This window comes from Pantoea sp. IMH (assembly GCF_000599885.1).
In the GTDB taxonomy this organism is placed as follows: domain Bacteria; phylum Pseudomonadota; class Gammaproteobacteria; order Enterobacterales; family Enterobacteriaceae; genus Erwinia.
Genome location: NZ_JFGT01000002.1, coordinates 143,281 through 155,474 on the forward strand (window position 1 = coordinate 143,281; position 12,194 = coordinate 155,474).

10 protein-coding genes are annotated in these 12,194 nt (G+C 37.7%); all 10 read right to left on the minus strand.

The genetic code is table 11. The annotated features are described in order from the left end of the window. Positions 1 to 4: 4 nt before the first annotated feature. The 10 genes from EA20_RS0100795 to EA20_RS0100840 all read right to left on the minus strand — a co-directional run bounded on the left by EA20_RS0100795 (position 5) and on the right by EA20_RS0100840 (position 12,188). Positions 5 to 1,222, minus strand: coding sequence for a hypothetical protein (locus EA20_RS0100795; RefSeq protein ID WP_024965013.1), 1,218 nt, complete (start codon positions 1,220 to 1,222; stop codon positions 5 to 7). A gap of 166 nt (positions 1,223 to 1,388) precedes the next feature. Continuing rightward, positions 1,389 to 2,315: a glycosyltransferase family A protein gene (locus EA20_RS0100800; RefSeq protein WP_024965014.1), complete on the minus strand. Its 927-nt coding sequence runs from the start codon at positions 2,313 to 2,315 to the stop codon at positions 1,389 to 1,391. Further along, a complete protein-coding gene (locus tag EA20_RS19940; RefSeq protein WP_161635076.1) occupies positions 2,312 to 3,154 on the minus strand; it encodes an alpha-1,2-fucosyltransferase in 843 nt (280 codons plus the stop codon). The genes EA20_RS0100800 and EA20_RS19940 overlap by 4 nt, the downstream gene beginning before the upstream one ends. Next, positions 3,141 to 4,430: a hypothetical protein gene (locus EA20_RS0100810; RefSeq protein WP_024965016.1), complete on the minus strand. Its 1,290-nt coding sequence runs from the start codon at positions 4,428 to 4,430 to the stop codon at positions 3,141 to 3,143. Before EA20_RS0100810 ends, EA20_RS19940 begins: the two co-directional genes overlap by 14 nt. A gap of 70 nt (positions 4,431 to 4,500) precedes the next feature. Next, entirely contained in the window at positions 4,501 to 5,871 is a 1,371-nt protein-coding gene (gene cpsG, locus EA20_RS0100815; RefSeq protein WP_024965017.1) for a phosphomannomutase CpsG, read from the minus strand. 31 nt (positions 5,872 to 5,902) lie between these two features. Next, positions 5,903 to 7,348 carry a mannose-1-phosphate guanylyltransferase/mannose-6-phosphate isomerase gene (locus tag EA20_RS0100820; protein WP_038381461.1) on the minus strand — a complete coding sequence of 482 codons (1,446 nt, stop codon included), beginning with the start codon at positions 7,346 to 7,348 and terminating at the stop codon, positions 5,903 to 5,905. Then, complete coding sequence (locus EA20_RS0100825; protein WP_024965019.1) at positions 7,341 to 7,847, minus strand: GDP-mannose mannosyl hydrolase; 507 nt, start codon at positions 7,845 to 7,847, stop codon at positions 7,341 to 7,343. The genes EA20_RS0100820 and EA20_RS0100825 overlap by 8 nt, the downstream gene beginning before the upstream one ends. A gap of 398 nt (positions 7,848 to 8,245) precedes the next feature. Then, on the minus strand, positions 8,246 to 9,364 hold the full coding sequence (gene gmd / locus EA20_RS0100830) for a GDP-mannose 4,6-dehydratase (RefSeq protein WP_024965020.1): 1,119 nt from the start codon (positions 9,362 to 9,364) through the stop codon (positions 8,246 to 8,248). 429 nt (positions 9,365 to 9,793) lie between these two features. After that, positions 9,794 to 11,200, minus strand: a complete 1,407-nt coding sequence (gene gndA, locus EA20_RS0100835) for an NADP-dependent phosphogluconate dehydrogenase (protein WP_024965021.1) — start codon at positions 11,198 to 11,200, stop codon at positions 9,794 to 9,796. Positions 11,201 to 11,429: 229 nt separating this feature from the next. Next, positions 11,430 to 12,188 carry a glycosyltransferase gene (locus tag EA20_RS0100840; protein WP_024965022.1) on the minus strand — a complete coding sequence of 253 codons (759 nt, stop codon included), beginning with the start codon at positions 12,186 to 12,188 and terminating at the stop codon, positions 11,430 to 11,432. Positions 12,189 to 12,194 lie beyond the last annotated feature (6 nt).

Consider the following 12,194-nt stretch of genomic DNA (forward strand, 5'->3'; position numbering starts at 1 on the left):
GAGTCTAATAATTCGCCCTTAAAGCATGGACAGACTTCTTCTTTTCATTAAGAATAAGAGTAGATAGTATTAACAAGAAAATTGCCCCTTCAAACTGGCATAAAATAGCCAGAGAAAAAAGCCAGACAGGTACTAAAAATTTATATTTCTTCCCAATACAAAAAAGGAAAAATGAAATCACCAAAAGAGAAAATCCTACCAGGCCACGTTGCATTATTTTTATAATAAAAGAGGTAGGATCTCCTTCAAAGTCAACGTACGGCCCCGCGCCAATCAATTGCTGAAAAATAGGGATATTTGAAAACTGGAAAAGAAAAGTAGACAAAACGCCACTTCGATTGTTTCCAACAAAGCCTCTTTGAGGGTCAAAATCTAGCCTGTACAATACTAACCTGTAAAGCTCATCATAATAGTTGATGAAAATAATTAATAGTGAAATCATGAAAATAATAAAAAACGATAAAAACTTCTTATTACTTATTTTCAGGAAAGCACCCATAAACAATAAAATTGACATAGCACCTATAAATAGCATTGATAACGATGCAAAGCCGGCTGCAAGGAAAATGGCAATACGGAATCGCGAACCAGAGTCATTATAATAAAAGAGCGAGAGCTCAATTGTTATCAATACAACCAAATATAAACCCAGAGTGCCGGGCTCCCAAAAAGCACCGGAAAAGCGATAATATGTCAGTCCGGATAAACTTATTTTGAACCATGCGGGGTAATAAGCCAGTCCGTAGAGGGAAACATACCCTTCAGGATTAGCATGATCGCTGGCATGAACCAGAACATCACTGTGTATAAAGCCTGTTAATGATAAGAAAAACACAGCAAGACCTGCTGTAAGCAAAAAACTATTAAACTTGCAATAGAGAAGCAATGCATCCTTTAAGCTTTTTCGATCGACAAAAAAAGGCACCAGGACCATGAGTAAAAGAATTATACCGGTCGGGATGATTGCATTTACGAATGTCAGCTCACCAAAAAATTTCGAAACATTAAATAGCAAAAATGCCATAATAAAAAAAATAAGGCCAGCTTGTTCACTGACAGATCCTTTGCGAAGAATAAAAGCCTTACGCGAAAATAAAACCAGTAATATAACGCACGCTAGCAATACCAGCATAGTACTACTTTCAGTCACTGAGAAGATCATATACTTACTAGTTAGGAGTAAAACTATAAATATTAGAAAACCGTCCTGTACTTTTAGCATGTTTGAATTCTTCGCTCTCGGTTTAAAACTGCATTTAATTTGAGAATATCAAACTGTAAAATTTACTTTTTGAGTATTTCACATTAAAAAATCATCACTTTTACCAACTAAAAAAATATTAAGTAGCATTTAGGGAAATAAGAAAGTTACTTTTTGCAGCAATCTTTTATCTAATATACAACCCTATGATGCTCAACATTCTAACATTGCGGTGAAGAAAATATCTCATTACAAATTTTATATTTCTTTTATTATAAGACAAAAATCGATAATCGAATATTGAGGCTAAAATAGCATCGTCTTTATTGTAATTAAGATGGTTTATCTGCTTAACGAATTTGCTTAAACAGCAACTATCTGAAATGACTGGGTTGGTAATGTATTGATAAAGATTCTCTTTGTCTTTTAAATGAAAATTACATGTTTCCCGTGAAACTTTGTCATGAACTTTTTTCTGTCGTTGATAATTCAGTGTAGATTCCTGCTTAGCATGTACCCGATAATATGTCAGGAATCTTTTTATATTAGTAATACTGCCTGACTTAGCTAACTCACTGATATAGGCGTAATCTTCGCCAGAATCCAGAGTCTCATCAAATAAAATTCCGATATTATTTTTTTGCATAAACGTTGGAAACCCGACAGGTGAACCAAAACATGTAAATAGCGTGTTAGCTTTCGCATTGAGGAATTTAAATACTTTTTTATTAACTGAATCAAATTTTTTATACCAGGTTCCACATCCCAGGTAGTCCGGATGTTTTTTAAGAAAATTGTACTGAGTTATTAATTTATCTTTATGATATATGTCGTCAGCATCACACCAGGCAATATATTCGCTTCGATTTTCAGCCAGGTTGAGCAACTCATTTCTTGTTTTAATAGTGCCTAAATTGTTTTTTCTTGGAATAAAAATCACATTATTCATTCCTTGAATCAAGGAATGAATAATGTTGACTGTTGAGTCTGTAGAACCATCATCAACAATTATAATTTCATAGTCATCTAAAGTTTGAACAAACAAAGACCTTAAACATTGCTCGATGTATTGTTCAGCATTAAAGCATGCAATTAGCACAGATACTTTTTTCATTTATAAATCCATTTGGAATTTTTTAACTTATAGGATAACTTCTGCAAATGCGGGTCGGCAAACCACTGCTCAGGACAAACAATATTTTTTTGTGTTCTTTCCGACCCAATTAATGCTGCCCAGAAGCTAAACGTACTGTTTGCTATAATTCCATTTTGATAAGTCGACATTCGGTAAAGATCGACTATATCAGGATATTGAAATAGCACATTATCCATAACATGCATATTTGATATCAACAAATTTTCTCTAACCCATGCTAAATCATTGCTATAAACATCAAATCTGATTTTTTTATCGAATACTTCAATTGCGCTATTGTAATACTCTTCAGTCATTATCCCATGCACAGCCATAGCTTGAGGAGTGCAATAATCTCCTCTTCTGACATGAATGAAACAGTACTCAGATTCAGATTGTACAAAATTGTTTTCTCTGGCAATTAAGTTTAATGCATCATAAAATATAGAGCTATATTTTTTCGCCAAATTAATATTTTGGAAGTAACCAAAAAAATAATTATAACTATCATCAGGAATCTCACCCCATTCCTTTTCTACATATATACTTCTAGGGAATAAAGTTTTTAATAATTTTAACTCTTTAGCTTTAATTCTTTTTGTAGATATAGCTCGGCAATTTTTGAAGCGTTCTCCTACAGTGCACTCTTCCAAATTAATAGAACACTTAGAGAGAAAATACATAACTTTGTCTCTGAACGTATTCTCCAGACCTAATGTGTCGATTTTCACTATATGACCTAAACTTTGCAAATGAAGAGCCAGACTTACCTGAAAAAGAACATTACCTAATCCGCCATAAAGATTAACAATTTTCAATTTTCTTAGCATCCAAATAGTTGATGATAAAACATATAAATGTCACGACTGCCATTATAGATGGCATAGCATAAACAAATATGTCAAAATTTAACTTATACATGAATACAATATAAATAACAGCAGAGATCATCAACGTTACTATAGCATTGACAATGAATTGCAATCCATTTTTGGATGTAATCATATTATACTGATATACGCTATTCAAAATACATCTGAACATATCAAACATCATACCGGCAGCAATAAATTTTACTCCTGATTGATACTCTTCAGATATTAATATCTTATATAAATTACTAGCCAAAAAATAAAGGGCAATTGTAGATAATATATATATAGCTGACATTTTAAAAAAATATGTCATCCATGCTTTTTTTATTGAGACATTCTCATTTCGATTATAAAGGGCTGGCATCAAAACTGTTGTAAACACTTTTTCTATGGCGTTTAAAAATTTTCCGCCAAAACCAAATCCCATAATAAATGCTCCCAATGCGGCAAGGGAAATGGCGTTTTCTAGTTGTAGTCTGAATCCTTGCGAATTGTACCATTGAAATCCTACCGCCACGCTTAATGGTAATGAAAACCTTAGTATTTGCTTATAAGGTAGGGTGGTCAACTTCGACAATGCACTATTCATATTAATAATATTTTTTACAATCAGCATTCTGATTGCAAAAATACACAGAGCCGCCTGAGCGAGATAAACACCCAGTAACCATAACTCGTATTTTTTGGCAACAACCTTTGCAAAAAAAACGGGAAATACGAAGGAAAACGTTGCACCTGTTATGGAGAGGATAACAAAAATATTTGAATAATGGTGTATATTAAAAATTGGCACCACGGTTTGGACCAGAATTGGTGTAACAATTGAAAAAATTAAAACAATACAGAATAAAACATTTAGTGAAAACCAGGGTGGGTCAATAAAAAATACCACCATTAACGTTATTAATGATATTATCATGGAATAAATAAATTCAAATACAAGTAAGGAACCAAGCCAATTTTCTTCACTCGATTTAATGTTATTTACCAAAATCCAATTCTGCAGCGGTGAGATAAAGAAAAGAACAACACCTTGCGTTATAGCAATAAATAGATTTAGCTTAGCATATTCGCTCGGTATCAGGTAATCCGAAACAATTTTTAGTAAAAAAAAGGCAAGCATAACCTCATATAAGCGTGAAAATGCAACTATCAGTTTCTTCATTTTCTTCACATCACTGTACAACGTCATATTCTGGCAAGTTATATCAGCTGGCATATGAATATCATTCAATTCCGGCTATTATAAGTAAAATTAAAAAGAGATAACCTACATTGGATACCCACTATTATGCATTTAAAAGCTTCATAACTTCCTGCGTTTTAGTATGCATTAACTCTGCATCGCCTCTCGATTCGACGTTTAGACGCACAACAGGTTCGGTATTAGAACAACGTAAATTGAAACGCCAGTTACAAAAGGACATACTGACCCCGTCAGTATAATCAATATCACTAGCCTGAGCCGCATAATATTGCTTTACACGCTCGATTGCTTCCTCTGGCATTTCCAGCTTACAGTTAATCTCACCACTCGCTGGCCAGGAAACCATGCAGTCTTGCGTGAATTCACTGAGCGTTTTCCCTGTCACACATAAAAGTTCACTCACCAATAACCAGGGAATCATCCCACTGTCGCAATAAGCAAAGTCCCGAAAATAATGATGGGCACTCATTTCTCCACCATAAATGGCACCTTCTTCTCTCATACGCTCTTTGATAAAAGCATGACCTGTTTTTGACATGATCGGTTTACCTCCAGCTTTCGAGACTAAATCAACAGTATTCCAGATTAAACGTGGATCGTGGATAATTTTTTCCCCAGGATTTTTTTCGAGGAATGCAGTAGCAAGCAAGCCTACTATATAATAACCTTCAATAAACTGCCCTTTCTCATCAAACAGAAAGCACCGATCAAAATCGCCATCAAAGGCAATTCCCATATCTGCGCTTTGTTCGATAACACTATCACGGGTATCTTTCCTACATTCCTTAAGCAATGGATTAGGAATACCGTTAGGGAAGTGTCCATCAGGATTATTATGCACTTTAACGAAAGTAACAGGGACATTAAGTTTTGTGAAACGCGCTTCTATTGCATCTATAATCGGACCAGCAGCGCCATTACCTGAGTTTATGACCAGCTTAAGCGGCTTAAAGGCCGTAAAATCGACATAGGTAAACAAATGATCGAGATAAGCATCCAGAACAGAAACCTTATGGTAGCTCCCACGTTCATTTACACTGACCTGAGGAAAATTATTCTCTTCAGCGAGACGCTGTATGTCCCGTAGGCCTGTATCGCCACTTAGAGGACGAGCGCCTGCCCGAACCAGCTTCATGCCATTATAATCTATTGGATTATGACTGGCGGTCACCTCAATGCCTCCATCCACACCCAGATGCCAGGTAGCGAAATAGATCTCTTCTGTGCCCGACAGACCAATATCAAGCACGTTTACTCCGGCATCCTGAAGCCCTCGAGCCAGTGCTTGCTTCAGGGATTCACTGGTTAGCCGAACATCTCCTCCTAACACTACAGTTTTTGGCTTCAAATATTCACCATAGGCGCGGCCAATAAGGACGGCAATATCTTCATTGAGTTCATCACCCAGACGACCACGAATATCATACGCCTTAAAACAGGTTAATTTTTTCATATGTGTAATCTTACTTAATTATATTCATTCTTTAGAATGCATCATAGCGCTCTTTGAATCGCACAATATCATCTTCTTCAAGATAATCCCCTGAACTCACCTCAATGAGATGAAGTGGTATTAATCCGGGATTCTCAAGACTATAAGTAGCTCCCAGTGGGATATATATAGATTCATTAGAAACCATAAGTCGTTTTTCTTCACCCAAAGTCACCAAGGCAGTTCCTGAAACAACCACCCAATGTTCTGAACGATGATGATGCATGCGAAGAGATAATCCTTCCCCCGGCTTCACAGTAATCTTTTTAACTTTGTAGCGATCACCTTGTTCAATTGCATCATATTTACCCCAGGGAGTGTAAACTGCCTGATGAGTGCGATACTCTTTTCGCCCAGCAGATTTAATATTCTCAACGATTTTTTTTACATCCTGCACATTTTGTTTGGCAGAAATTAACAAAGCATCTTTAGTCTGTACTATGACAAGATCTTTAACACCAATAGTAGCCACTAATGCTGATTCAGCGAATACCAAATTCTCCTGACTGTTATGACTAATAACGTCTCCCTGATGAACATTTCCCTCGTTATCTTTGTCGCTTATATCCCAAAGCGATAACCAGGATCCTACGTCACTCCAGCCTGCATCAAGAGGGACTACAACCGCATCATCAATTTTTTCCATTACTGCATAATCTATTGACTCTGAAGGACAATCAGTAAAACTATCAATATCTATACGAACAAAGTCTAAATCAGCTTTAGATTTTTCGATGGCGATCTGACAAGCATTCAAAATATCTGGTCTGAACTTCCTAAGTTCTTCGATATACCGACTTGCCTTAAATAAAAACATGCCGCTATTCCAGTAATAATTTTCTCTCTTCAGATATTCAGTTGCTTTTTCTTTATCAGGTTTTTCAACAAATTCATTAACATTGAATGCAAAGGATCTATCGCTTGCATTGGGTGAATTTACTTCACTTCCAGCATGAATATAACCATAGCCCGTCTCTGCATGCGTAGGAACAATTCCGAAGGTAACAAACTTTCCTGACACAGCCAGAGGAATGGCAGCATTCACCGCGTCTCTAAATTTGCTTTCATTTTTAATGGTATGGTCGGCGGCTAAGACTAGTAGCAAAGGATCATCTTCAGCGTTGTTTCGCAATGATGATAATGCTGCTACAGCAACTGCTGGCGCAGTATTGCGACCAACAGGTTCGAGAAGAATATTGTGTGCTAATTTACTAATATTTCGTAATTGTTCAGCCACTACAAAACGGTGCTGCTCATTACATATGACGACTGGAGAGGAACAGTTTAATCCTTCCAGGCGCATAATTGTGGCCTGAAGCATTGATAACTCACCATCTAAAACTAAAAATTGTTTAGGATATAATTCCCTGGAAAGAGGCCAGAGTCGACTACCTGTACCTCCAGCCATAACAACTGGAAGGAGTGGTGAATTATTCATCATTTTTTCCATTTATATTCAGACCAATCACGTCGGCAATTTGACTGCGTGATTTGAAGTAAACAAGGCTGTTATCGTGCACATTATCACGCTTTAAAATTTCTTCCGGCTCTAGCCACAAATAAGCGCTATGCTGTTCCGTAGTTAACGGTAGTCGCGATTGGTGCACGCGCAACATAAAGCAGAGTACAATATAATGTGTCGAGAAATCTTCCCCTGAAAAATTGTCTTTGTAAAAATGTTGCCATACGCCATTAAATTTTCCTTTTTCTAAATCAAATGTTATCCCTAGCTCCATCTTAGTTATTCTTCTAAAAGCATCATGGAGGGTTTCTTCTTTTCGTACCCTACCCCCGGGTACGAACCAGTATCCCTGAGCCGGGCGATTAGTGCGCAAACCTAGCAGACATTGTCCCGCCGGGTTTTCAACGACTAAATCAATTGAAATTAGCGGTGTACTTCGTACAATAGTAGCGAAGTCATCATTGCTTATAAACATGCTAACTCCTTGACCTACTCTTCCCCTCACAAGGTGTAGAATTCAGTCTTTACGCGTTTCATAGTTAAAAACCACACCCTATTCCCACAAATAGTTACGGTGAAGCTGGATGACTTTTATAAATATTTTTCTTATCATTTTTATATTTAATAAAATATAAATGTGGAAAAAATTAATTTTAAAAGTGTTTGTTTTTATAATTGAATATTAATTTCCACTAAGATGAAATCACATATACTTTAGAAGAGACAGAGCAAAATTCTTATAGTGGATATCACCTGACTGATTAGAAATTAAACTATAAACGCATATCTCACCTAAAACATGTTGATAGCCACGTCCGGAAGACGTAGCTTAAATCAACAATAAAATTTATCGAAGAACATACTTAAATACACTTATTCCAAAGGAATATGAACATCATAACCATGAGACTTCATCAATACATGCTTTTTAGCTGCTTCTAGGTCTTTAGCAATCATTTCAGCGATCATTTCCTTAAGGGTAGTCTCTGGTTTCCAGTTAAGTTTTTTATAAGCTTTACTTGGATCACCCAGTAATGTTTCCACCTCAGCAGGACGAAAATAACGTGGATCCACAGAAACAATCACATCACCCGGTTTTACACCCGGGGCATTATTACCAGTAACTGTAGTCACAATGCCCTTCTCTTCTATACCTTCCCCTTCAAAACGCAGTGTAATACCCAGTTCTTCTGCCGCCATTTCAACAAACTGGCGTACTGAATACTGCACACCAGTGGCAATAACGAAATCTTCTGGTTGCTCCTGTTGCAACATCATCCACTGCATTTTTACAAAATCTTTTGCATGACCCCAGTCACGCAAGGAGTCCATGTTGCCTAAATAAAGACATGGCTGCAACCCTTGCGCAATATTGGAAATACCGCGTGTGATTTTGCGTGTCACAAAGGTTTCACCACGGCGTGGAGATTCATGGTTAAACAGAATACCATTACAGGCATAAATTCCGTAAGACTCCCGGTAATTAACTGTAATCCAATATGCATAAAGCTTAGCAACTGCATATGGCGAACGTGGGTAAAAAGGCGTCGTTTCCTTTTGAGGAATTTCCTGCACTAACCCATACAATTCAGAGGTCGAGGCTTGATAAAAACGCGTCTTTTTTTCCAGTTTTAAACAACGAATAGCCTCAAGTAGTCGCAGTGTTCCCATAGCATCAACATCAGCAGTGTATTCAGGCGACTCAAAAGATACTGCAACGTGGCTCATTGCACCTAAGTTGTATACTTCATCCGGCTGAACTTCAGATAAAATACGGGTCAGATTGGAACTGTCAGTTAGATCACCATAATGTAAGTGAAATTTTGGATGATTTGAATAAGACTCCTGACAAATATGATCGATGCGTTCAGTATTAAACGAGGACGCACGACGCTTAATACCATGTACCTCGTAACCTTTTTCAAGCAGAAATTCTGCCAGATAGGAGCCGTCTTGTCCGGTTACTCCGGTGATGAGAGCTACTTTAGTCATATATATCCTGATTAATATTATTTAAACCATTGATCATTGTTCATGTTTAAAAAACAACGACCATATTGAATTCCAAAGACACTAACTGATATTAATAATTAAACTTATCAATAGCTAATATCAGTTAATCTCTGTTTTAATTATATTTAGTATTATTGCGATGTTATTAAGTTGACTGAGGAGGTAATTTTTAAAAGATTATCCCTGATAATAAATTTTAGTTCTGATAGCCGATTTTTACTTTTCCCTATCACCGAATCAGTAAATTTTATATAGCGATTCGCCGTCAAATAAATTAACCATAAATTAAATATCACAATAACATTGGAATATGTTAAATATACGGGGGGAAAGAAACATCTTTATTTTTTTTGCAAAACTCTACTGACAAGCAGAAACTTCCGCCGAGGCGGAAGTCCAACGTTTTCTTTAATCAAGCCACTCGGTATGAAAAACGCCTTCTTTATCAATACGTTTATAAGTGTGCGCGCCAAAGTAGTCACGCTGAGCCTGAATTAGATTTGCAGGCAGTACCGCTGAACGGTAGCTATCATAGTAGGCAATAGCTGCGGAGAACGTCGGTGCTGGGATACCATTCTGGACAGCATAAGCTACTACATCGCGCAGCGCCTGCTGATATTCATCTGCAATGTTTTTGAAGTAAGGTGCCAGCAGCAGGTTTGCGATGTCAGCATCATTAGCGTAAGCATCCGTAATTTTCTGCAGGAACTGCGCGCGAATGATGCAGCCAGCACGGAAGATTTTCGCAATTTCACCATAGTGCAAGTTCCAGTTATTCTCTTCCGATGCTGCTTTCAGCTGAGAGAACCCTTGGGCATAAGAGACGATTTTACCGAGATAGAGTGCACGACGCACTTTCTCAACAAATTCAGATTTATCATCTGGAATGGTGTTGACCGCTGGGCCGCTCAGCACTTTAGACGCTGCAACGCGCTGGGATTTCAGCGAGGAGAGGTAGCGGGCAAATACTGATTCAGTGATCAGTGAAAGCGGCTCCCCAAGATCCAGCGAGCTCTGGCTGGTCCACTTACCGGTACCTTTATTCGCAGCCTCGTCCAGGATCACATCAACCAGGTAGTTGCCTTCTTCATCTTTCTTGGTAAAGATGTCTTTAGTGATGTCGATCAGGTAGCTGCTCAGTTCGCCTTTATTCCATTCACTAAAGGTCTTAGCCAGATCGTCATTACTCAGATTCAGGGCATTTTTCAGCAGAGAGTAAGCTTCAGCAATCAGTTGCATATCGCCATACTCAATACCATTATGTACCATCTTCACATAGTGACCTGCACCATCTGGGCCCATATAGGCTACGCAAGCTTCACCTTCTGCACGTGCTGCAATTTTATCCAGGATAGGCGCGACCAGTTCGTATGCTTCTTTCTGACCGCCAGGCATGATTGATGGACCTTTCAGTGCGCCTTCTTCGCCACCGGATACACCCGTACCAATAAAGTTAAAGCCCTGTTCAGAAAGTTCTTTGTTACGGCGAATCGTATCTTTATAGAAGGTGTTACCTCCGTCAATCAGGATATCGCCTTTGTCCAGGTGTGGAGTCAGTGAGGCGATAGTTTTATCCGTTGCCTCACCAGCCTGGACCATTAGCAGAATTCGGCGTGGTTTTTCCAAAGAGTCTACAAACTCTTTTATCGTATAGAAAGGAGCCAGCTTCTTGCCCGGATTTTCGGCGACAACTTCGTCAGTTTTTTCACGTGAGCGGTTAAATATAGATACAGTATAGCCGCGGCTTTCAATATTCAGAGCCAAATTACGGCCCATAACCGCCATACCTACAACGCCGATCTGTTGCTTGGACATTATATACTCCTGTCTGATAGATTAGCTATCGATAATTGATACCGACCTTACTGATAATGTTAACTTAGGTCGTTGTAAAGGAGAAGCAATTGATGTGATAGATTTGCTTCAGCTAAAGCATAATAATTAAACAACTCGGTATGAATATATACTTCTTAGATACCATTTTGGCTGGTAATTCAAGTGTTTTTCGCAATAAGGATTTTGCAAAACTGGCATACAAATATGTTTATTTTCTGAAAACAGCTCGCCATGCATAGAAACCAAAACATACGCAGCACTTTAGTAAAGAGAGTTTTTCAAGCTCCCGATAAATTTGCCATTGCCTTTTTGCTTTTTTATATTTATTTCTAGATATTGAATTGGGAAGCACACGATATTTCATCAACACTTCATTTATTGGATAAGCACAGCAGCCCATTTTTAATAGCTTGAGCCACAGAGCATAATCCTGCCCTGTAAGCAGTAAAGGCATTGACAAGTCAGAAAACGCTGCTTTACGTAACATTACTGTTGAACAACCCAAAGTAGCTTGCTTCTTGAGCATATCCTGATAATCAACCGCATTAATTTGTTTTGAATCAACAACTTTATTCAAAGATTGACTTTTATCATTAATTAATTCATAAGCAGTGAAAGTGAAATCGTGTTTTTTGTTCAACATAACAGATAATTGCAATTCCAGCTTATTCGTCGTCCATAGATCATCACTATCTATGAAGGCAATAAAATCGCCAGATGCAGCGCTCAGAGATTTATTACGAGAAACCGCAGCTCCACTATTGTGCTCGTTGCGGGAAATTTTAATCTTTTCGTTGCTGGCGGCTAATTCCAATAGGTATTCATATGTCCCGTCATTAGAGCAATCATCAGTTACTACCCATTCCCAGTTTTTATAGGTCTGCTGCACAATAGAATCATAGGTTTCACGAATGTAAGGCAAAGAATTATAAGTCGCAGTTATTATGGAAATTTTAGCACTATTCATTATATA

Bases quoted from the DNA above. Each gene is read 5' to 3' on its own strand.
- EA20_RS0100795 (WP_024965013.1), bottom strand. From the start codon at position 1,222: ATGCTAAAAGTACAGGACGGTTTTCTAATATTTATAGTTTTACTCCTA.
- EA20_RS0100800 (WP_024965014.1), bottom strand. From the start codon at position 2,315: ATGAAAAAAGTATCTGTGCTAATTGCATGCTTTAATGCTGAACAATAC.
- EA20_RS0100810 (WP_024965016.1), bottom strand. From the start codon at position 4,430: ATGCCAGCTGATATAACTTGCCAGAATATGACGTTGTACAGTGATGTG.
- cpsG (WP_024965017.1), bottom strand. From the start codon at position 5,871: ATGAAAAAATTAACCTGTTTTAAGGCGTATGATATTCGTGGTCGTCTG.
- EA20_RS0100820 (WP_038381461.1), bottom strand. From the start codon at position 7,348: ATGAATAATTCACCACTCCTTCCAGTTGTTATGGCTGGAGGTACAGGT.
- EA20_RS0100825 (WP_024965019.1), bottom strand. From the start codon at position 7,847: ATGTTTATAAGCAATGATGACTTCGCTACTATTGTACGAAGTACACCG.
- gmd (WP_024965020.1), bottom strand. From the start codon at position 9,364: ATGACTAAAGTAGCTCTCATCACCGGAGTAACCGGACAAGACGGCTCC.
- gndA (WP_024965021.1), bottom strand. From the start codon at position 11,200: ATGTCCAAGCAACAGATCGGCGTTGTAGGTATGGCGGTTATGGGCCGT.
- EA20_RS0100840 (WP_024965022.1), bottom strand. From the start codon at position 12,188: ATGAATAGTGCTAAAATTTCCATAATAACTGCGACTTATAATTCTTTG.